This is a genomic window from Pseudomonas khavaziana, from assembly GCF_036704165.1.
In the GTDB taxonomy this organism is placed as follows: domain Bacteria; phylum Pseudomonadota; class Gammaproteobacteria; order Pseudomonadales; family Pseudomonadaceae; genus Aquipseudomonas; species Aquipseudomonas khavaziana.
In genome coordinates this window covers 3,913,381-3,938,197 of record NZ_CP129946.1, presented here as the reverse complement: position 1 = coordinate 3,938,197, position 24,817 = coordinate 3,913,381, and the positions used below count along the sequence as shown (strand labels likewise).

General features: G+C 64.9%; 2 protein-coding genes. Both read left to right on the top strand.

Translation table 11 applies throughout. The annotated features are described in order from the left end of the window. The first annotated feature begins 179 nt into the window (after positions 1-179). Complete coding sequence (locus tag QYQ93_RS17245) at positions 180-13,091, top strand: amino acid adenylation domain-containing protein (protein ID WP_338475132.1); 12,912 nt, start codon at positions 180-182, stop codon at positions 13,089-13,091. Beyond that, on the top strand, positions 13,088-24,415 hold the full coding sequence (locus QYQ93_RS17240; protein ID WP_338475131.1) for an amino acid adenylation domain-containing protein: 11,328 nt from the start codon (positions 13,088-13,090) through the stop codon (positions 24,413-24,415). Before QYQ93_RS17245 ends, QYQ93_RS17240 begins: the two co-directional genes overlap by 4 nt. Positions 24,416-24,817: the final 402 nt, after the last annotated feature.

Sequence of the window (24,817 nt, the reverse complement as noted above, 5' to 3'; positions counted from 1 at the left end):
CCACACTTGTCCCCGCTTCCCATGTCACCCCCCACCCTTCAAATCCCTTAATTTTCCAAGCCTGCCGGAAGCCCCTCCTGGCCCCCGGCTGCGCCCGTTGTTTTTCAAGGGCGCCGCGCCTAGCGGAAAAACTGAATACGGACATTCTCTAAAACCGTGACTTATCAGGCAGGTTCCCCATGCAGTTCAGCGACTTACTGGCAGCGATTTCCACCCACGCGATCCGTCTGCAAACTGAAGAGGGCGACCTGATCATTCTCGGCGATGACGAAGCCCTGGATGATGCGCTCTGGGATCAATTGATCGCGCACAAACCCCGGCTGTTGCAGTTGGTCGCCGAGCATGGCGGTGACTGGTTGAGCCCGGCCTATCGCATCACCCCAGCCATGTTGCCGCTGGTCAACCTGGACCAGTCGGCCATCGACCGGATCGTCGCGGCCATCCCCGGTGGCGCGGCGAATGTGCAGGACATCTACCCCCTGGCGCCGCTGCAGGAAGGCATGCTTTACCACCACCTTTCGGCAGCGCAGGGCGACCCCTACGTACTGCACGCGCAGTTTGTGTTCGACAGCCGCGCCCGCCTTGAGGCCTTCGCCCGGGCGCTGCAATGGGTAATCGACCGCCACGATATCCTGCGCACCTCCCTGGTGTGGGAGCGCCTCGACGAACCCCTGCAAGTGGTGTGGCGCAAGGCTGAGTTGACCTGCGAAGAAGCGCATTTGGACAGCGGCGACCGTCTCGCCCAATTGCTCGCGCGCTATGACGCCCGCACCTATCGCATGGACCTGAGCCAGGCACCGCTGCTGCGCCTGGTGTTCGCCGATGACCCGGCCAACCAGCGCGTGGTGGCGATGCTGCTGTTCCATCACACCATTCTTGACCACACCGCCCTGGACCTGGTGCGCCATGAAATCCAGCTCTACCTCGCCGGTGAGCAGGCCCAGGCCGCCGCGCCGGTGGCGTTTCGCAGCTACATCGCCCAGGTGCGCCATGGTGTCAGCGAGCAGGCCCATGAAGCATTCTTCCGCGACATGCTTGCAGATATCGATGAACCAACGCTGCCGTTCGGCCTGCAGGATGTGCAGGGCGATGGCCAGGGCATCGATGAAGCGCGCAGTTCCGTAGACAGCACACTCAGTCGCCGCCTGCGCAGCCTGGCACGTCCATTGGGGGTGAGCGTGGCGAGCCTGATGCACCTGGCCCTGGCCCGGGTGCTGGGCGTGGTCTCCGGGCGTGAGGCGGTGGTGTTCGGCACCGTGATGCTCGGTCGTATGGGCGCGGGCGAGGGCGGTGAACAGGCCCTGGGCATGTTCATCAACACTTTGCCGCTGCGGGTGGATGTCGGCGAACAAGGCGTACGCGCTGCCGTCAAGATCACCCATGAACGCCTCACGCGTTTGCTCGATCACGAACATGCATCCCTGGCGCTGGCCCAGCGTTGCAGTGGCGTGGCGGCGCCGACTCCACTGTTCAGTGCGATGCTTAATTATCGCCACAGTGCTGCCACTGACATGGCTGCGGTGATCAATGTCGCCGAGGGCATCCAGGTGCTGGGCGCCGAGGAGCGCACCAACTACCCGTTGACCGTCAACGTCGATGACCTGGGGGAAGACTTTGCCCTTACGGTGATGGTCGATGCATCCATTGGCGCGCAGCGGGTCGCCAGCTATCTGCATACCGCCCTGGAAAGCCTGGCCGAGGCCCTTGAGCAGCGACCGGAAATGCCGCTCTGCGGCCTGAACATCCTGCCCGACGCTGAACGCCACACCCTGCTACATACCTTGAATCACAGTCCCACGCACTACGCCGACACCACGCTGATCCACCAGCAAGTCGAAACCCACGCCGCCATCCAGCCCGAAGCCATTGCCGTGCGCTTTGAGCAACAACGTCTCACTTATCGCCAACTCAACGAACGCGCCAACCAGGTCGCCCATGCGCTGCTGGCCCAGGGCGTGGGCCCGGACAATCGCGTGGCGATCTGCGTGGAGCGCGGCCCGCAGATGATCATCGGCTTGCTCGGCATCCTCAAGGCCGGCGCCGGTTACGTGCCGATTGACCCGGCTTACCCACAGGAACGCATCGCCTTCACCCTGGCCGACAGCCAACCCGTGGCCGTGCTGGTGCAGGCCAACACCCGCCAGTTGGTCGGCGAGCTGGCCCAGGTTGATCTCGACAACCTCGGCCAGGCGTCCCTGCTCAACCCACGCCTGCACCTGAGCCCGGCCAACCTTGCCTATGTGATCTACACCTCCGGCTCCACCGGCCAACCCAAGGGCGTGATGATCGAGCACCGCCAGGTGGCGCGCCTGTTCAGCGCCACCCAGCACTGGTTCGGGTTCAACCAGCACGATGTATGGGCGCTGTTCCATTCCTTCGCCTTCGACTTTTCCGTGTGGGAAATCTGGGGTGCGCTGATGTACGGCGGCCAATTGCTGATCGTGCCGCAACTGGTCAGCCGCTCACCGGACGAGTGCTACGCGCTGCTCTGCGACGCCGAGGTGAGCATCCTCAACCAGACGCCGAGTGCGTTCCGCCAGTTGATCGCCGCCCAGGGCCACAGCACCCGGTCGCATTCGCTGCGCCAGGTCATCTTCGGCGGCGAGGCCCTTGAACCGGGCATGCTCAAGCCCTGGTATGCGCGAGCGGTGAATGCCGGTACGCAGTTGGTGAACATGTACGGCATCACTGAAACCACCGTGCACGTGACCTATCGTGCATTGCAGGCGGCGGATGCCCAGTTGGTCGGCGTCAGCCCGATTGGCGTGCGTATTCCTGATTTGCAGCTGTACGTACTGGACGCACAGCGCGAGCCGCTGCCATTGGGTGTGATCGGCGAGCTGTACGTGGGCGGTGCCGGAGTGGCGCGCGGTTACCTGAACCGCGAGGCGCTCAACGCCGAACGCTTTCTTGCAGACCCGGCCACCGGTCTGCGCATGTACAAGACCGGCGACCTCGGCCGGCTGTTGGCCGATGGCAGTGTCGAATATCTGGGGCGTAATGATGACCAGGTCAAGATCCGCGGTTTCCGGATCGAGCTGGGCGAAATCGAAGCGCACCTGGCCAGCGCCGACGGCGTACGCGATGCGGTGGTGATCGCCCGGGAAGACGAACCGGGTGACAGGCGCCTTGTGGCCTACGTGATCACCGAGGGAGAACCCAGCGTCGCCGCCTTGCGCGACCACTTGCTGCTGAGCCTGGCCGAGTACATGGTGCCCAGCGCCTTTGTGCGCCTGGACAAGTTGCCGCTGACCACCAACGGCAAGCTCGACCGCAAGGCTTTGCCCGCACCGGACGCCGATGCCTTGGCCCGGCGCGGTTATGCGCCGCCCCAGGGCGCGGTGGAAAACGCCATCGCCACGATCTGGCAGGAGCTGCTCAAGCTCGACCAGGTTGGCCGCGACGATAACTTCTTCGAGCTGGGCGGGCATTCACTGCTGGCGGTCAAGCTCATCGAGCGCATGCGCCAGGTTGAGCTCAGCGCCGACGTGCGCGTGTTGTTCGGCCAGCCGACCTTGGCGGCGCTCGCCGCGGCGGTGGGTGGGCAACGGGAGGTGCAGGTGCCGGTCAACCTGATCCAGGCACACAGTGAACAGATCACCCCGGACATGCTGCCGATGGTGGAATTGGACCAGGCCGCCATTGATCACATCATCCAGGCCGTGCCTGGGGGCGTGGCCAACGTGCAGGACATCTACGGCCTGGCGCCGTTGCAAGCCGGTATTCTTTATCACCACTTGGCAACCAGCGAGGGCGACCCCTACGTGTTGCAGGTGCAATTGCGCTTCAACGACCAGGGCGCCGTGGATGGGTTTATCCACGCGCTGCACAGCGTCATCGAGCGCAACGATATCCTGCGCACCGCGATTCTCTGGGAGGGCCTGGAGGAGCCGGTGCAAGTGGTGCTGCGCCAGGCACCGCTGGCCGTCGAGCGCGTCGATAGCCAGGGCGTCGATGCCCTGGCGCAGTTGCAGCAGCGCTTCGACCCACGCCACTATCGCCTGGACCTGTCCCGCGCCTCGCTGATGCGCCTGGCTTATGCCGAAGAGGCCGGCGGCCTGGTCGGTATCCTGCTGCTGCACCATATCCTGCTCGACCATACGGCACTGCAAGTGCTGGTCGAAGAAATGAGCGCCAGCCTCAGCGGCAACAGCGCGCAGCTGCCCGACGCGGTGCAGTACCGCAACTACGTGGCCCAGGCGCGCCTGGGCCTGAGCCAGGCGCAGCACGAAGCCTTCTTCAGCGAGATGCTTGGCGATATCGACGAGCCAACCCTGGCCTTCGGCTTGCAGGATGTGAATGGCGACGGCAGCGGCATCCATGAAGCTCACTTGCCGCTGGAACCGGCCCTCAGCCTGGGCCTGCGTGAACAGGCGCGGCAACTGGGCGTCAGCACTGCGAGCCTGGTGCATCTGGCCTGGGCCCAGGTGCTGGGCCAGGTGTCCGGCCAGCAGGAAGTGGTGTTCGGCACCGTGTTGCTGGGGCGCATGCAGGGCGGCGAGGGCGCCGACCGGGCGCTGGGGATGTTTATCAATACCTTGCCGTTGCGGGTCAGCCTCGGCGCCGTCGGCGTACAAGCCGGGGTGCGCGCCACCCATGCGCGCCTGGCGCAGTTGCTGGGGCATGAACATGCCTCGCTGTCCCTGGCCCAGCGTTGCAGTGGTGTGCCGGGTTCGTTGCCACTGTTCAGCACCTTGCTCAACTACCGCCATAGCGCGCCGGATGAAGCACCGGGGGACAATCCCTTCGCCGCATCCGGCATCCAGATCCTCAGCTCCCAGGAGCGCAGCAACTACCCGCTGGTGCTCAATGTCGATGACCTGGGTACAGGCTTCACCCTTACCGTGCAAGGCGTCGCCGAGCTGGATGTGCAACGGGTGGGCGACTACATGCTTACCGCGCTGCGTCACCTGGTAGCGGCGATGCAGCAGGCACCGACCACGCCATTGCAAGCGGTGTCGATTCTACCGCCCGCCGAGCGTCATCAAGTGCTGGTGGATTTCAACGCCACTACCCGTCACTACCCTGCGCAACTCACTGTGCCGCAGTTGTTTGAAGCCCAGGCATTGGCCCGCCCTGAAGCAATGGCGGCGGTGCAGGGCGAGCTATCGTTGAGCTACCGCGACCTTAATCGTCGCGCCAACCGCCTGGCCCATTATCTGATCAGCCAGGGCGTGCAACCGGGTGAAAGCGTGGCGATTGCCTTGCCACGATCTCTGGATTTGCTGGTCTGCCAACTGGCGATCCTCAAGTGCGCGGCGGTCTACGTGCCGCTGGACGTCAACGCCCCTGTGGAGCGCCAGGGCTTCATCGTACGGGACAGCGGTGCACGCCATGTGCTGGACAACCTGGCGCAGATGAACCTGGACGCACTGTCGCCGCATAACCCCGACCTCACGCATTCTTCGCAAAGCGTCGCTTACATCCTCTATACCTCTGGTTCCACCGGAGCGCCGAAAGGTGTGCAAGTGCCCCATCGCGCCATATCGCGGCTGGTGCTCAACAACGGCTACGCCGATTTCAACGCCCTAGACCGGGTGGCCTTCGCGTCCAACCCTGCATTTGACGCCAGCACCCTCGACGTGTGGGCGCCATTGCTCAATGGTGGTTGCGTGGTGGTGGTCGAGCAAGCGCAGTTGTTGTCCCAGGCCGCGTTCGCCGAACTGTTGCAGGCGCAGGCCGTCAGCGTGCTGTGGATGACCGCCGGGCTGTTCCACCAATACGCCGACGCGCTGATGCCAGTGTTCCGCCAGTTGCGCTACCTGATTGTCGGCGGCGACGTGCTCGACCCCCAGGTGATCGGCCGTGTGCTCAAGCACGGCAAACCCCAGCACCTGTTGAATGGCTATGGGCCGACCGAAGCCACCACGTTCTCCACCACCTTTGAGATCACCACGCTGGGCAACGGGGCTATTCCGATTGGCCGGCCGATTGCCAACGCTCAGGCCTATGTGCTGGATGCGCGCCAGCAACCGTTGCCTGTGGGGGTGACTGGCGAGCTGTATATCGGCGGCGCGGGCGTTGCCAACGGCTATCTGAACCAGCCCCAACTGAGCGCAGAAAAATTCGTCCCCAACCCATTCGGCGATGGCCTGCTGTACCGCAGCGGCGACCTGGCCTGCTGGCAGGCCGACGGTACCCTGCTGTACCAAGGGCGTAATGACCTGCAAGTGAAGATTCGCGGCTATCGCATTGAGCCTGGAGAAATCGAAACCTGCCTGGCTAGCTGCGCCGGGGTCAAGGAGGCTGTGGTACTGGTCCGGGAAGACGAGCCTGGCGACAAACGTCTGGTTGCCTACTACACCGCCGACACCGTACTGGATATCGAAGCGCTACGTGCCCACCTGCAAGGCCAGTTGCCCGACTACATGGTGCCTTCGGCTTATGTTTGGCTGGCGCTGTGGCCCCTCACCGCCAATGGCAAGCTGGATCGCAAAGCCTTGCCAATACCGGACCAGAGCGCCTTGCTCAATCGCGGCTACGAGCCCCCGCAAGGCGAAGTGGAAACCCTGCTGGCGCAGATCTGGCAGGACGTGCTCAAGCTCGAACGCGTCGGGCGTCACGATCACTTCTTCGAATTGGGCGGGCATTCGCTGCTGGCGGTGAGCCTGATCGAACGCATGCGCCAAGTGGGCCTGAGTGCCGATGTGCGTGTGCTGTTCAACCAGCCAAGCCTGGCGGCGCTGGCGGCAGCGGTGGGCGGTGGTCGCGAGATCGTGGTGCCGGTCAATGGCATCCCGGCAGGCTGCACACAGATCACCCCGTCGATGCTGAGCCTGGTGCAACTCACGCCGGATGCCATCGAACGTATCGTCGCCAACGTGCCGGGTGGAGCGGCGAATGTGCAGGACATCTACCCGCTGGCGCCGTTGCAGGAAGGCATTCTCTACCACCACATCAGCGCCGAGCAGGGTGACCCGTACCTGCTGCAATCGCGCATGGCGTTTGACAGCCTCGAACGCCTGCACGGGTTCATGGGCGCGCTGCAACAGGTGGTGGCGCGCCACGATATCCTGCGCACAGGCGTGGTCTGGGAAGGCCTGAACAGCCCCGTCCAGGTGGTATGGCGCGAGGCGCGGCTGATGGTACAGGAGGTGCATCTGGACCCGGCCGAGGGCGGTGCCATCGAACAACTGCATGCACGCTTCGATGCCCGCCACTACCGCCTGGACATCACCCAGGCGCCGTTGCTGCGCATGGTCTATGCCCGGGACCCGGCGCTTGACCGCGTCGTGGCGATCCTGCTGTTCCATCACCTGGCGCTGGACCATACCGCCATGGAAGTGGTCGGCCAGGAGATGCGTGCCTTCATGTTCGGCCAAGGGCGTGACTTGCCCGAGGCCGCCCCGTTTCGCAACTACGTGGCCCAGGCACGGCTGGGTGTCAGTGTGGCGGAGCATGAGCAATTTTTCCGCGACATGCTCGCCGACGTCGACGAGCCGACCTTGCCGTTCGGCCTGCAGGATGTGCAGGGTGATGGCCGTGCTATCGAAGAAGCCGGTTTGCAGCTGGACGCCGAGCTGGCACAGCGGCTACGCCAGCAGGCACGACAGTTGGGCGTGAGCGCGGCGAGCCTGATGCACCTGGCCTGGGCCCAGGTGGTGGGGCTGGTGTCCGGCCGTGATGACGTGGTGTTCGGCACGGTGTTGATGGGGCGTATGCAAGCCGGCGACGGCGCGGACCGGGCGCTGGGGATGTTTATCAACACCTTGCCACTGCGGGTCGATGTGGCGGCCGGCGCTTCGGTGGCGGTCAAGGCCACCCATGCACGCCTGAGTGCCTTGCTTGGGCATGAACATGCCTCGCTGGCCCTGGCTCAGCGTTGCAGCGGTGTGCCGACCAGCACGCCCTTGTTCAGCGCCTTGCTCAACTACCGTCACAGCAACCCCGGCGAAATGGCCCGCGACGGCCATGGCATCTGGGAGGGCGTGCAACTGCTCGGTGGTGAGGAACGCAGCAACTACCCGCTGACCCTGAGTGTGGATGACCTGGGTGTCGGCTTCGGCCTGAGCGTGCTGGCGGTGCCACAAATCGGCGCACAACGCCTGTGCGACTACATGCACAGCGCCGTGGCTCAGTTGGTCACGGCCTTGGAGAGTGCTCCCCACACCGCGCTCAACCAACTGCCCATCCTGCCAACCGCCGAGCGCGATACCCTGCTGGGTGAGTTCAACGCCACGGCCCAGGACTTCCCCCGGGGCCAGACCCTGCATGGCGCATTTGAGGTGCAGGCCGAGCGCCAACCCCACGCGATTGCCGTACAGCAAGGCAGCGATACGCTGAGCTATCAGCAACTCAATCAACGTGCCAACCAGTTGGCCCATCACCTGCTGGAACTGGGTGTGCAAGCGGATGATCGCGTGGCGTTGTGCTGCCGCCGTGGCCCGCAGATGCTGGTGGGGTTGCTGGGCATTCTCAAGGCGGGTGCGGGCTACGTGCCGATTGACCCGGCGTACCCTTCCGAGCGTATCGCCTACCTGTTGCAGGACAGCGCCCCGGTGGCCGTCGTGGCCGAAAGCAGCACGCGCGGGCTACTGGGGCCGGTGGCGATGGTCGACTTGCATGATCCCAACTGGCAGCGCCACGCCGTCAGCAATCCGCAGGTGGCCGCGTTGACCCCGGCGCACCTGGCCTACGTCATCTACACCTCCGGCTCCACCGGCCAACCCAAGGGCGTGATGGTGGAGCACCGCACGCTGGAAAACCTCGTGCACTGGCACTGCGAAGCTTTCGGCCTGACTGCCGTGAGCCACACCAGCAGCGTGGCCGGTTTTGGCTTTGATGCCATGGCCTGGGAAGTCTGGCCGGCCTTGTGCGTCGGCGCGACCCTGCACCTGCCGCCCGCCGAAGTGGGCAACGAGAACATCGACGAACTGCTGGCCTGGTGGCTGGCACAACCGCTGGACGTGAGCTTCCTGCCCACGCCAGTGGCCGAGTACGCATTCAGCCAGCCGCTGCAACACCCGACTTTGCGCATCCTGCTGATCGGCGGTGACCGCCTGCGTCAGTTCACCAAGGAACGGCGCTTTGCGGTGATCAACAACTACGGCCCCACCGAAGCCACGGTGGTTGCCACCTCCGGCCGTGTACGCGCCGGGCAGGCGTTGCATATCGGTCGGCCCATTGCCAATGCCAGCAGCTATGTACTGGATACGCAACTGCGCCCGGTGCCGGTGGGCGTGGCCGGTGAACTCTATATAGGCGGCAGCGGCGTGGCGCGGGGTTACCTGAATCGCCCGGACTTGACCGCCGAGCGCTTCCTGCAAGACCCGTTCAACCACGGGCGCATGTACCGCACCGGTGACCTGGTGCGCTGGTTGTCCGATGGTAATCTCGAGTACCTGGGCCGCAACGACGACCAGGTGAAAGTACGTGGCGTGCGTGTGGAACTGGGCGAGATCGAAAGCCGCCTTGCGGCACTGGACGGCATTCGCGAAGCGGTGGTGCTGGTGCGCGAAGGCCGCTTGCTGGCCTGGTTCACCGAGCAGCGCGCGGTGGATATCGAGACCTTGCGTGGGCAGCTGCACGCGCAGCTTCCGGATGCGCTGGTGCCGGTTGCCTATATGCGCCTCGACGTGCTGCCCCTGACAGCCAACGGCAAGCTGGACCGCAAGGCACTGCCGGACCCCGACCAGTCGGCCTTGCTCAGCCGCGAGTACCAAGCCCCCCAAGGCGAGGTCGAAACCGCCCTGGCACGTATCTGGGCCGAGGTCTTGCAGGTGGAGCAAGTGGGCCGCCATGACCACTTCTTTGAACTGGGCGGCCATTCACTGCTGGCCGTCAGCTTGATCGAGCGCATGCGCCAGGTCGGCCTCAGCGCCGACGTGCGCGTACTCTTCAGCCAGCCGACGCTCGCCGCGCTGGCCGCCGCCGTCGGCAGTGGTCGCGAAGTGCAGGTGCCGGCCAACCGTATTGCCGCCGACTGCCAACGCATCACCCCGGACATGCTGTCCCTGGTCACCCTTGACCAGTCGACCCTCGACCAGGTGATCGCCCAGGTGCCCGGTGGTGCCGCGAATGTGCAGGACATCTACCCGCTGGCGCCGTTGCAAGAGGGCATTCTTTACCACTACATCACCGCCGGGCAGGGCGACCCGTATCTGCTGCAATCGCACCTGGCGTTTGACAGTATCGAGCGCCTGCAAGCCGTTGTCGGGGCGCTGCAACAGGTGATCGACCGCCATGACATCCTGCGTACCGGGGTGGTATGGGAAGGCCTGGCGCAACCGCTGCAAGTGGTGTGGCGCAAGGCTGAGCTGAGTGTGCAGGCGCTGCAGCTGCAAGGCGACGTACTCGCCGGTCTGCATGAGCGCTTCGATGCGCGACGCTATCGCCTGGAGATCAGCCAGGCGCCGCTGATCCGCCTGATGTACGCCCAGGACCCGGCCAACCAACGCGTGGTGGCGGTGTTGCTCTACCACCATATCGCCCTGGACCACACTGCGTTCGACGTGGTGCTGCGCGAAATGCAGGGCTACCTGCTGGGGCACGCCGCGCCCACCGCCGCGCCGATGCCGTATCGCAACTATGTGGCCCAGGCGCGGCTGGGTGTCAGCGAGCAGGAACATGAAGCGTTCTTTCGCGACATGCTTGCTGATATCGATGAGCCGACGTTGCCTTTCGGTTTACAGGATGTGCGCGGCGACGGTGTCGATATCCACGAACACAGCCTGCACCTGGACAGCGACCTCAATCGCCGCCTGCGCGCCCAGGCGCGGCTGTTGGGTGTCAGCACCGCCAGCCTGTTTCACCTGGCCTGGGGGCAGGTGCTGGCAGCCACGTCGGGCCGCCAGCACGTGGTGTTCGGCACCGTGCTGGTTGGCCGCCTGCAAGGCGGCGAGGGCGCCGACCGGGCCCTGGGGGTGTTTATCAACACCTTGCCGCTGCGCCTGGACATCGACGACCAGGGCGCCCGCACCGCCGTGCGCGCCACCCATGGGCGGCTTACGCAATTGCTCGGCCATGAACACGCCTCCCTGGCCCTGGCGCAGCGTTGCAGCGGCGTGGCGGCACCGGCGCCGTTGTTCAGCTCAATGCTCAACTATCGTCATCGCGGCGCCGCCGGCCGTGCTGCCGATGCGCAGCAGGCGTGGGAGGGCATGCAGACCCTGGCCAACGACGGGCGCACCAACTACCCGCTGACCTTGAACGTGGATGACCTGGGCGATGGCTATGGGATCACCGCCTTGGCCCAGGTGGATGCGCAGCGGGTCTGCGGGTATATGCAGGCGGCGTTGTCCGGGCTGGTCGAAGCGCTGGAGCAGGCACCCGACCAGGCATTGAATCGCTTGCCGATCATGGGGCTCGAGGAGCGTCATAAACTGCTGGTCGAGTTCAACGCCACCGCGGCGGACTACAACCTCGACCAGACCCTGCACAGCCTGTTCGAGGCCCAGGTGCTGCGCACACCGCAGGCCGTGGCGGTGAAGGCGGGCGAGCAACAACTGAGCTATCAGCAACTCAATGAGCGCGCCAACCGCCTGGCCCATCACTTGCGGAACATGGGCGTCGAGCCCGATTCGCGAGTGGGGATCTGCCTGGAGCGCGGCCTGGACATGGTCATCGGCCTGTTCGCCATCCTCAAGGCCGGTGGCGGTTACGTACCGCTGGACCCGACTTACCCGCAGGAACGAATCGCCTACATGCTGCACGACAGCGCGCCGGTGGTGGTGCTGGCCCAAGGCGCCACCCGTGCCTTGCTCGGTGACGTGGCGGTGATCGACCTCGACCACAGCACCTGGCACCAGCAGCCAGCCACCAACCCCCAAGTGCCGGGCCTCACCGCCCGGCACCAGGCCTACGTGATCTACACCTCTGGTTCCACCGGCCAGCCCAAGGGTGTGATCAACGAACACGCCGGGGTGGTCAACCGCCTGTTGTGGATGCAGGACGCGTACGGGCTTACGGCCAGCGATACGGTGTTGCAGAAAACCCCGTTCAGCTTCGACGTGTCGGTGTGGGAATTCTTCTGGCCGCTGTTCACCGGCGCACGCCTGGTCATGGCGCGCCCGGGCGGGCACAAGGAGCCGGCGTACCTGTGCGAGGTGATCGAGGCAGAACAGATCACTACCCTGCACTTTGTGCCATCGATGCTCGATGTGTTCCTGGCCCACGGTGATGTCAGCCAGGCCGCCGGCCTTGTACGGGTGATGTGCAGCGGCGAGGCGTTGCCGGGCAGCCTGGTGCGCCGCTTCAAGCAGCAACTGCCGGGCAGTGGCTTGTACAACCTGTACGGCCCCACCGAAGCAGCGGTGGACGTTACCGCGTGGAACTGCGCCGGCTCCGACGTGCCGGACAACACCCCCATCGGCAAGCCGATTGCCAACACGCGTATGTACGTGTTGGACGGGCAGTTGCAGCTGCTGCCGCTGGGCGTGGTTGGTGAGCTGTTTATCGCCGGCGTGCAAGTGGCGCGGGGTTACCTGAACCGCCCTGAGTTGACAGCCGAACGCTTTCTGGATGACCCCTTCAGCCAAGGACGGATGTACCGCACCGGCGACCTGGGTCGCTATTTGCCCGACGGTAATATCGAATACCTGGGACGCAACGATGACCAGGTCAAGATCCGTGGCCTGCGCATCGAGCTGGGGGAAATCCAGGCACGCCTGGTCGAGCATCCGGCGGTCAAGGACGCGGTGGTGGTGGCCCGTGAAGAGCGCTTGGTCGCCTATTACACCGGCGTGCCGAGCGACATCCAGAGTCTGCGTGATCAACTGCTGCACCACCTGCCGGAGTTCATGGTGCCGGCGCTGTTCGTGCACCTGGACGCCTTGCCCCTGAGCCCCAACGGCAAACTCGACCGCAAGGCCCTGCCTGCACCGGGCATGGACGCGCTGCGGGTACGCGAATACGAGGCGCCCGAAGGCGATACCGAAATCCTGCTGGCCCGGCTCTGGGCCGAGCTGCTCAAGGTGGAGCGGGTAGGCCGGCATGACCACTTCTTTGAACTGGGCGGGCACTCGCTGCTCGCCGTGAGCTTGATCGGGCGCCTGCGCCAGGAAGGCATGGAAGCCGATGTACGGGCGTTGTTCGAACAACCGACCCTGGCCGGCTACGCCGCAATGACCGAACGAATGGAGATCGTCCTGTGAACATCCTTGAGCTGCTGGCAACCCTGAAAACCAAGGACGTGCAACTGGCGCTCAAAGGCGAGCAGTTGGCGGTGAACGGCAACAAGCAAGCCTTGAGCGACCCGGCAATATTGGCTGCCTTGCGCGAGCACAAACCGGCGCTGATCGAGCTGATCAAGGCCGGTGAATACTCGGCGACCAAGGCTGGCGAAGTGGCGGTGCCGGTCAATGGCATCCCCGTCGGCGCCGCACGCATCACCCCGGCGATGCTGACCCTCTCGAGTCTGAGCCAGGACGAGATCGAGCGCATTGTCGCCACCGTGCCGGGGGGTGTAGCAAATATCCAGGACATCTACCCGCTGGCGCCGTTGCAGGAAGGCATCCTGTTCCACCATGTCAGCGCCGAGCAGGGCGACCCGTACGTGATGCAATCGCAGTTCGCCTTTGACAGCCTGGAGCGCTTCGAGGCGTTTGCCCAGGCGCTGCAAAGCGTCATGGACCGCCACGACATCCTGCGCACTGGCGTGGTCTGGGACGGCCTGTCGCAACCTTCGCAAGTGGTGTGGCGCCAGGCGCGGCTGCCGGTGCAAGCCTTGATGCTGGACACCGCCAACGGCGATATCGCCGCGCAACTGCATGAGGTATTCGATGCCCGCCACCATCGCCTTGACGTCACCCAGGCGCCGCTGCTGCGCCTGGTGCGGGCTGAAGACCCGGTCAACCAACGCATTGTCGCCACGCTGCTGTTTCACCATATGGCGCTGGACCACAGCGCCCTGGAAGTGGTGTGCCATGAGATGCAGGCGTGCCTGTTGGGGCAGGGCGCCGCCCTGGGCCAGGCGGTGCCGTTTCGCAATTATGTAGCGCAGGCGCGGCTGGGTATCAGCGAGCAGGAGCATGAAAGCTTCTTCCGGCAGATGCTCGGCGATATCAGCGAGCCGACCCTGCCGTTCGGGTTGCAGGATGTGCAAGGGGATGCGCGGGGCATCGCCGAGGTCAGCCAGCCGGTGGCGCCGCAACTGGCGCTGCGTTTGCGTGTGCAGGCCCGCCAGCTCGGCGTGAGCGCCGCCAGCCTGTTCCACATGGGCTGGGCCCAGGTGCTGGGTGTATTGGCCGGCAAAGCTCAAGTGGTGTTCGGTACCGTACTGATGGGGCGCATGCAGGGCAGTCATGATACCGACCGTGCCTTGGGTATCTTCATCAATACCTTGCCGTTTCGCGTGAATGTGGACGCCCAGGATGTGCGCAGCGGGGTCAAGGCCACCCACGCACGCCTGACCACCTTGCTGCGTCATGAGCATGCGGCTTTAGCCCTGGCCCAGCGCTGCAGCGGCGTGATAGCGCCGACGCCGCTGTTCAGTGCGCTGCTCAACTACCGGCACAGCGCACCCGCCGCCAGTGCCGAGGCAGTGTCGGCCTGGCAGGGCATCGCCGCGTTGCGCGCCGAGGAGCGCACCAACTACCCGCTGACCCTGAGCGTGGACGACCTCGGCGAGGGCTTTGGCCTGAGTTTGCTGGCCAGCACCCTGGTCGACCCCCAGCGCGTGTGCGCCTACCTGCACACCGCGCTGGAAAACCTCGTCACCGCGCTGGAGCAGGCGCCGCACACGGCGCTCAACCAGCTCTCGGTAGTGCCTGCAAGCGAACAGCGTCTGTTGCTGGAGCAGTTCAACACCACCGAGGCGCTGTTCCCCCAAGGCACCACGTTGCATGGCCGCATCGAAGCCCAGGCCGAGCTGACCCCGGACGCCATCGCTGCGGTGCACCAGGGTCGGCAACTGACCTACGCCGAACTCAACCAGCAAGCCAACCTGCTGGCCCATCACCTGCTGGCGCTGGGGGTCAAGCCCGATGACCGCGTGGCCATCGTGGCGCGGCGTGGCCTCGATACCCTGGCCGCCTTGTTGGCGATCCTCAAGGCTGGCGCCGGGTATGTGCCGGTGGACCCGTCTCACCCGGCCGAGCGCCTGCACTACTTGCTCAGCGACAGTGCCCCGGTGGTGGTGCTCACCCAACACGCCTTGCTGGGGCGCCTGCCCGAGCTTGAGGTGCCGGTGATCAACCTCGACCGTTTCACCTGGCAGCACCATTCGGCGAGCAACCCCAAGGTTGGCGTTGGCCCCAAGCACCTGGCCTATGTGATCTACACCTCCGGCTCCACCGGCTTGCCCAAAGGCGTGATGGTCGAACACCACACCGTCGCCAACCTGGTGGACTGGCATTGCAGCGCCTTCGACCTGCGCGCCGGCCGGCATACCGCCAGCGTCGCCGGTTTCGGCTTTGATGCGATGGCTTGGGAAGTGTGGCCGGCGCTGTGTGTGGGCGCCACCTTGCACCTGCCGCCGGCCCATGACGGCGCCGAAGACATCGACGCGCTGCTGGCCTGGTGGTGCGCACAGCCCCTGGACGTGAGCTTTCTGCCCACGCCGGTGGCCGAGTACGCGTTCAGCCAGAACATCGAGCATCCGACCTTGCGCACCCTGCTGGTCGGCGGCGATCGCCTGCGCCAGTTCGGCCGGGCGCAGCGCTTTGAACTGATCAACAACTACGGCCCCACCGAAGCCACGGTGGTGGCCACTTCCGGCAAGGTCGAGGCGGGCCAGCCGTTGCATATCGGCAAGCCCATCGCCAATGCCGCGGTGTACTTGCTCGACGACCAGCAGCGCCCGGTGCCGTTGGGTGTTGCGGGTGAGCTGTACGTGGGGGGCAAGGGCGTGGCACGTGGTTACCTGAACCGTCCGGAGCTGACCGCCGAGCGCTTCCTGCGCGACCCGTTCAACCCGGGGCGCATGTACCGCACCGGCGACCTGGCGCGCTGGTTGCCGGACGGCACGATCGAGTACCTGGGGCGCAACGATGACCAGGTGAAAATCCGCGGCGTGCGTATTGAACTGGGCGAAATCGAAACCCGGCTCAACCAATTGCCGGGCATCCTGGAAGCGGTGGTGCTGGTGCGTGAAGAACGGCTGTTGGCCTATTTCACTGAGAACCCGCAACTCGATGCGCTGACGATAAGCGAGATCCGTGCCCACCTGGTGGCGCACTTGCCGGACTACATGGTGCCCGTCGCTTTCATCAAGCTCGACGCGCTGCCGCTGACTGCCAATGGCAAGCTCGACCGCAAGGCCCTGCCGGCGCCGGACATGGCCGCGGTGTTCACCCGCGAATACGCCGCGCCCCAGGGCGAGATCGAAACGCTGCTGGCGCAGATCTGGGCCGAGGTGTTGCAGGTAGAGCGGGTTGGGCGGCGTGACCACTTCTTCGAGTTGGGCGGGCACTCGCTGCTGGCGATGCGCATGGTTTCCCAGGTCCGCCAGCGTCTGGGAGTGGAATTGGCGCTGGGCGATTTGTTTGCCAATGCTGAACTGACGGCGGTCGCCGAGCTGCTGGCCCAGGCCGGGCGCAGCACCTTGCCGGATATTTTGCCGGCCAATCGTGATGACGACATGCCGCTGTCGTTTGCCCAACAACGCCTGTGGTTCCTGGCGTTGATGGAAGGTGCCAACACCGCCTACAACATTCCCATCGGTCTGCGTTTGCGTGGGCAGTTGCATGTGCAGGCGCTGCAACGGGCCTTGGCGCGCATCGTCTCGAGGCATGAAACCCTGCGCAGCCGTTTCGCCCAGAACGGCGATCAGGCCCAGGTGCTGATCGTGCCCGCCGAAGAACTGCAAGCCCTGCAAGTGCAGGACCTGCGCCGCCACCCGCAACCCCAGCAAGCCCTGGACGCGCTGATCCACGGCGAAGCCTCGGCGCCGTTCGACCTCGAGCGTGGCCCATTGCTGCGCGGGCGCCTGGTGGTGATGGCCGACGATCACCATGTGCTGTTGCTCACCCTGCACCATATCGTCTCCGATGGCTGGTCCATGGGTGTTCTGACCCGCGAACTGATGGCGCTGTACCAAGCCTTCAGTCATGGCCACGTCGATCCGCTGCCGCCGTTGCCGATCCAGTACGCCGACTTTGCCGTATGGCAACGCCTATGGTTGAGCGGCGAAGTCCTGCACCGCCAGAGCAGCTATTGGCAGCAGGCCCTGGCCGGCGCCCCGGCATTGCTGACCTTGCCTACCGACCGCCCACGTCCGGCGCAGCAGGACTACGCCGGCAGCAGCGTCGAAGTACGCCTGGATGAACGCCTCACCGCCGGGCTCAAGGCTTTGAGCCAACGTCATGGCACCACCTTGTACATGACCTTGATGAGCGCCTGGGCCGCGTTGCTGGCGCGCCTGTCCGGGCAGGATGACCTGGTGATCGGTACGCCGGTGGCCAACCGCACACTTACCGAGGTGGAAGGGTTGATCGGCCTGTTCGTCAACACCCTGGCGTTGCGTATCGATACCTCGGGCGAGCTGAGCACCGAGGCGTTGCTGGCACGGGTCAAGGCGCTGACCCTGGCCGCCCAGGCCCATCAGGACCTGCCGTTCGAGCAGGTGGTGGAAATCACCCGGCCGCCGCGTAGCCTGGCCCATAGCCCGTTGTTCCAGACCCTGCTGAGCTGGCAGGACAGCAGCGCACCGACCTTGGCGCTGGGCGACCTGGCCCTGGAAGGCATTGTCGAGAACAGCCACTTTGCCAAGTTCGACCTGTCGCTGAACCTGGGCGAAGTGCAGGGCAGCATTCTCGGTGCGCTGGAATATGCCGTGGCGCTCTTCGATGAGTCGACCCTGCGGCGTTATGTCGGCTACTTCACCCGCGTACTGCAGGCCATGGTCGCCAACGACCAGGCGGTGCTGGCGCATGTGCCGCTGGTGGATGAGCGTGAGCGTCGGCAATTGCTGGTGGATTTCAACGCCACCGCGGTGCACTACGACCTCGACCAGACCCTGCATGGCATGTTCGAAGCGCAAGTAGCCCGCAGCCCTGACGCCATTGCCCTCAAGGCGGGCGAGCAGCAGTTGACCTATGCCGAACTGAACGCCCGCGCCAACCAATTGGCCCACCACCTGCAAGCTCTCGGGGTGCAGCCGCAGGCGCGGGTAGCCATCTGTGTGGAGCGTGGCGTGGACATGGTCATCGGTCTGTACGCCATCCTCAAGGCCGGCGCCGCCTATGTGCCGCTGGACCCGGCGTACCCGCTGGAGCGTATCGCCTACATGCTGCACGACAGCGCGCCCACCGTGGTGCTGGCCCAAGGCAGCACCCTGGGTTTGCTGGGTGACGTGCCGGTGATCAATCTGGGCCAACCCACCTGGCAGCACCAGCCCATCAGCAACCTTGATGTGGCCAGTGTGGCCGCCTACGTGATCTACACCTCCGGCTCCACCGGCCAGCCCAAGGGCGTGATCAACGAACACCCCGGGGTGGTCAACCGCCTGCTGTGGATGCAGGACGAATACGGGCTCACGGCCAGCGATACGGTGCTGCAGAAAACCCCATTCAGCTTCGACGTGTCGGTATGGGAATTCTTCTGGCCGCTGTGCACGGGTGCACGCCTGGTCATGGCGCGCCCTGGCGGGCATAAAGACCCTGAGTACCTGTGCGAAGTAATCGCGGCAGAAAACATCACCACCCTGCATTTTGTGCCGTCGATGCTCGACGTGTTCCTGGCCCATGGCGATGTCAGCCAGGCAGCCGGCCTGGTGCGTGTGATGTGCAGCGGTGAAGCGCTGCCGGGCAGCCTGGTGCGGCGCTTCAAGCAGCAATTGCCGGGCAGCCAGTTGCATAACCTCTACGGGCCCACCGAAGCAGCGGTGGATGTTACCGCGTGGGACTGCACAGGCGCTGACGTGCCCGACAACACGCCTATCGGCAAGCCGATTGCCAACACGCGCTTGTACGTGCTGGACGGGCAGTTGCAGCCGGTGCCGTTGGGTGTGGTAGGCGAGTTGTTCATCGCCGGTGTGCAAGTGGCGCGCGGTTACCTGAACCGGGCCGAGCTGACCGCCGAGCGCTTTGTCGATGATCCATTCATGCCGGGGCGCATGTACCGCACCGGTGACGTGGGGCGCTATTTGCCGGACGGTAATATCGAGTACCTGGGGCGCAATGATGACCAAGTGAAGATCCGTGGCCTGCGCATCGAACTGGGGGAAATCCAGGCGCGCCTGACCGAGCATCCAGCGGTCCAGGAAGCCGCGGTGATTGCCCGCGAGCAGCGCCTGATCGCCTATTACACCGGCCTGCCCACCGAGATTGAACACCTGCGCGCCCATTTGCTGCTGCACTTGCCGGAGTTCATGGTGCCGGCCAGCTTCGTGCATCTGCACGCTTTGCCCCTGAGCCCCAACGGCAAGCTTGACCGCAAGGCGCTGCCGACGCCGGGCCTGGATGCCCTGGTAGTGCGTGAATACGAGGCACCCCAGGGCGACACCGAAATCACTTTGGCCGCGTTGTGGGCCGAGTTGCTTGGCGTGGAGCGCGTGGGCCGGCACGACAACTTCTTCGAGCTGGGCGGCCACTCGCTGCTGGCGGTCAGCCTGATGGGGCGCCTGCGGCGCCTGGGTTTGTCGGCGGATGTGAAAGCGCTGTTTGGCCAACCGACCTTGTCGGCCCTGGCGGCGGCATTGGGCGGCGGGCGTGAAGTGGCGGTGCCGGCCAATCGCATCGCGGCCGATTGCGTGCGCATCACCCCAGACATGCTGACGCTGATCGACCTCGACCAAGCGGCTATCGAGCGCATCGTCGCCTGCATCCCGGGCGGCGCGGCGAATGTGCAGGACATTTACCCGCTGGCGCCGTTGCAGGCTGGCATCCTGTATCAGCATCGCGCTGCACAGGGCAGCGATGACTATGTGCTGCAGGCGCAGTTTGCCTTCGACAGCCGCGTGCGTCTGGAGGCATTCGCCCGTGCGTTGCAGGCAGTGATCCAGCGCCACGACATTTTGCGCTCATCCCTGCATTGGGACGGGCTGGAAGAACCGGTGCAAGTGGTGTGGCGGCATGCCTCCCTCAGCATTGAAAACGGGCCCTTGCCGCAACGCCTGGACCTCGGCCAGGCGCCGCTGATGCGACTGGTGTACGCCGAGGAACCGCAACGGGTGGTGGCGACGTTGTTGTTCCACCACCTGGTGATGGACCATATCGCCCTGGAGATTCTGCAGCATGAAATGCAGGCGTTCCTGCTGGGTACCGAGGATGCCCTGGACGCGCCCGTGCCGTATCGCAACTACGTGGTGCAGACCCGTTCGGGTGCGGCTGATCACGAGCGGTTTTTCCGCGAGATGCTCGCTGATATCGACGAACCGACTGACGTTCCTCACCTCGGCGCCGATGAGCACACGCAACTGAGCCTCGACCCGTCGCTGAGCCAGCGCCTGCGCGGCCAGGCCCGCCAGGCAGGCGTCAGTGCGGCCAGCCTGATGCATCTGGCCTGGGCCCATGTGCTGGGCAAGGTCTGCGACCGTGAGCAAGTGGTGTTCGGTACGGTGCTGCTCGGCCGCCTGCAAGGCGGCGAAGGCGCCGAGCGGGCCATGGGTGTGTTTATCAATACCTTGCCGCTGCGGGTCGACCTGGGTGAGCACTCGGTGCTGGCGGCACTGCGTGCCACCCATGGACGCCTGAACCAACTGCTCAGCCATGAGCACGCGCCCCTGGCATTGGTCCAGCGTTGCAGCGGCGTGCCCCTGGCGACGCCATTGTTCAACGTGCTGTTCAACTATCGCCATAGCGCAACCCAGGCGGGTGGTGTAGCTGTGGCGTGGCAGGGCATCGAGTTGCTCAAGGCCCAGGAGCACACCCATTACGGGGTCGCGATCAGCGTGGACGACCTCGGTGAAGGCTTCCGCCTGACGGCCATGGGGCAGGGCGCCCAGCGTTTGTGCGCGTACCTGGAGATTGCGCTGACGCAATTGGTGCAGGCCCTGGAAGACCACCGCGACATCGCCATCGGCCGTTTACCGATCCTGCCCGAGACCGAACGCCAGCAACTGCTCAAGGGTTTCAACGCCACCCACCGCAGCTTTCCCCATGAACATACCGTGCAGCGCCTGTTCGAAGCCCAGGCCCAGGCGCGGCCCGACGCCGTGGCGGTGTTGCACGGCGAGCAGCAGGTCAGCTACGGCGAGCTCAATAGGCGCGCTAACCGCCTGGCCCATCATCTGCTTGGCCTGGGTGTGCAACCGGGCGATAACCTGGCGATCCTGCTGCCGCGTTCGCTGGAGTTGCTGGTCAGCCAATTGGCGATCCTCAAATGCGCTGCCGCTTATGTGCCGTTGGACATCAACGCACCGGCCGAACGCCAGGGCTTTATGCTGCAAGACAGTGGTGCGGCCTGGCTGCTGACCCGCAGTGAGAGTGTCATGGATAGCGAAGCGCGCCGCCTGGACCTGGATACCCTGGCCCTTGATCCGCAACCGCACCACAACCCGGACCTGTCGCAGTCCTCGGACAGCGTGGCGTACATCATGTACACCTCCGGCTCCACCGGCACGCCCAAGGGTGTATTGGTGCCCCATCGCGGCATCACGCGCCTGGTGCTCAACAACGGCTATGCCGATTTCAATACCCGTGACCGCGTGGCCTTCGCCTCGAACCCGGCTTTCGATGCCAGCACCATGGACGTCTGGGGGCCGTTGCTCAACGGCGGCCAGGTGCAGGTGATCGACCATGGGACCTTGCTCGACCCGACCGCCTTCGGCGTGGCCTTGCAGGGCGCTACGGTGTTGTTTGTCACCACCGCGCTGTTCAACCAGTATGTGCAACTGATTCCACAGGCCCTGGCCGGCTTGCGCATCCTGCTGTGCGGCGGCGAGCGTGCCGACCCGGCAGCCTTCCGCAACCTGTTGGCGCAGGCACCGGCGCTGCGCCTGGTGCATTGCTATGGGCCGACCGAAACCACCACCTACGCCACCACCTATGAAGTGCGTGCGCTCGCCGCTGACGCCGACAGCGTGCCGGTGGGCCGGCCGATCTCCAATACCCAGGTGTATGTGCTGGATACGCAGTTGCAGGCGCTGCCCCTGGGTGTCACTGGTGAGATCTGCATCGGCGGCGACGGTGTTGCCAAAGGCTATTTGAATCGTCCTGAGTTGACCGCCGAAAAGTTCGTGCAGGACCCGTTCAACCCAACCGCCCTTATGTACCGCACCGGCGACCTCGGACGCTGGACGGCCGACGGCTTGCTGGAGTGCATCGGGCGTAACGATGACCAAGTGAAGATCCGTGGTTTTCGCATTGAGTTGGGTGAAATCGAAGCCCGGCTGGCGACGTTCGACGGCATCCAGGAGGCCGTGGTGCTGGCCCGTGAAGACGTGCCGGGGGACAAGCGCCTGGTGGCCTATTTCACCTGGGCAGGCGCACCCGTAGGCATTGAACAGGTGCGTGCATATCTGCAGGCGCAATTGCCGGACTACATGATGCCGTCCGCCTACGTGGCGCTTGAGCAGCTGCCGTTGACCGCCAATGGCAAGGTCGACCGTAAAGCCTTGCCTGCGCCAGCCTGGGAAGCCTCGACCAGCCGCACGTTTGAAGCGCCGGCCGATGCCCTGGAGCAGACCCTGGCGCAGTTGTGGGCCGAGGTATTGAAGCTTGAGCACGTAGGGCGGCACGACAGTTTCTTCGAGCTGGGCGGGCATTCATTGTTGGCGATTCGCCTGGTCAATTTGCTCGACGAAGCCGGGCTGCCGCTGGCGTTGGCCGAACTGTTCGAACATGCCAGCGTGGCCTCGGTCGCGGCGTTGCTGCGCCAGCGTGGGGATCAAGCACTGCCTGACACGGCGGTGATCACCGTGCGTAGCAGTGGCTCCCAGGCACCGCTGTTCCTGATACATGAGTTCAGCGGCATGGACGTGTATTTCCCGGCCCTGGGCCAGCACCTGCCCGGCGATTATCCAATCTACGGGCTGCCAGGCCTGGCGCTGGGCGAGGCGCACCTGGACAGCATGGAAGGCTTGGCGGCGCGCATGGTCGGGCTGATCCGCGAGCGACAGCCCCACGGCCCGTATCGTGTGGCGGGCTGGTCGTTTGGCGGTGTGCTGGCCTATGAAATCGCCATGCAACTGCTGGGGCTGGACGAGACCGTGGCCTTCCTCGGCTTGATCGACAGCTATGTGCCGCGCATGACCGACCAGGGCAAGGCGCGCTGGAGCGGGCCGCAGGCATTCACGCGGCATTTGCTGTTGCAGTGCAGCGCGTATTGGAAAGCACAGGGAGGTGTGAATGAGCTGGCAAGCCTTGAACAACTGGAGGCGCAGATTGGACAGCTGGACTTTGCGGCTGTGCTGCAACGCTGTCGCGATGAAGGTCTGCTATACGCGCAAATGGCGGCGGCGACGGACGCTGACCTGCTGAGCTTTATCCAGCGGGAAGTCGGGCATGGGCACGCGCTGGCCCATTACAGCCTGTTCCCGCTGCCGATACCGGTGCACCTGTTCAGCGCCGAGCAACGTCCCACCGAGTTGTCGCGGCGCAGCAGGGTGCTGGGGTGGGATATCGCCCTGGCGCCAGGGCAACTGCGCCAGGTGGAGGTGCCGGGGGATCACCAGAGCATGATGCAGGCGCCGCATATCCAGGGCCTTGGCCGGGCGATCACGGCGGCACTGGCGGCGAGTACGCCGGTAAGTTGCGCGGTGCATCAACCCCTGTTGCGTATCCAGAGTGGGCGCGCCGCCCATGCTCCGGTGTTCTGCGTGCCGGGGGCCGGTGACAGCGTGACCGGGTTTGTGGGCTTGAGCGAGGCCCTGGGGCGTGACTGGCCGCTGTTGGGTTTGCAGCCCCGCGGGCTGGATGGGCAGGCCGTACCCCATAGCCAGGTTGAGGCGGCAGCGCAGTGTTATCTGGCGGCGCTGGAGCTGGAGCGCCCCCAGGGGCCTGTACATCTGGTCGGGCATTCGTTTGGGGGCTGGGTCGCGCTGGAGATGGCGCTGCGCTTGCAGGCCATGGGGCGCGAGGTGGCCTCGTTGACCGTGATCGACAGTGAGGCGCCGGGGCGGGCCGGCAAGCCGTATACCTCGACGGCAGCGTTGTTGCGGTTGATCGAGGCGATGCAGTTGGCGGCAGGAGAGTCCCTGGGGATTGATCCGGTGGATTTTGCCGGGCGGAATGAGGTGGCGCAGCGGCAATGGTTGCATGCGGGGATGGTCGGCGTCGGGTTGCTGCCGGCACGGGCTGCCGTGGGCGCCATGGACGGGCCGGCGCGCACGTATGCGGCGGCGTTGCGTACGGTTTATCGGCCGCAGGCTCGGTTTGATGGTGTGGTGCGCTTGGTGTTGGCGCAGGATCCGGCGTTGGATGCGGCGGGGAACCAGCGTGAACAGGGATTGATGATTGAGGGGTGGAAAAGGCAGGGGAGTGGGTTGGAGGTTTGGTATGGCGGGGGGAATCATTTCACCTTGCTCAAGGCGCCGAATGTGTCGGGGTTGGCCAAGTGGTGGGTTGAGTGCGTGGCGGTTGGGGAGGTGGTGTCTTGATGGCTGTGTACCGGTCCGAATGTGGGCGGGGGCTTGTCCTCGATGGTGGTCGTTCGGGGTACATATCCGTTGCTGCGGTAACGGCTACTTATGGTTCCGCTCTTACAGCGGGTCACTTTTGGAAAGGCCCAAAAGTAACCAAAAGGCCTTCGCCCCACCACTCGGCACCTCGCCCAGGCTCGGTGTGCCCGAACGCAGGTTTTGGAGCGTGGGCCGCCGCAATGGGCCATCCATGGCCCAGTGCGGCTAACCCGGCGTCCTGCCGGGTTACCCACGCTCCAAAACCTGCGTTCGGCCAGCGTGGTTTAACGGGGCGATTCCAGATCAAAAGCAAAGCGCGGCGGCCTTATAGCCGACCGGTTGGTGAGGCCGGGTACCGTAAGAAATGTGGGAGGGGGCTTG

Coding starts and splice junctions, on each gene's coding strand:
- QYQ93_RS17245 (WP_338475132.1), top strand. CDS start 180: ATGCAGTTCAGCGACTTACTGGCAGCGATTTCCACCCACGCGATCCGT.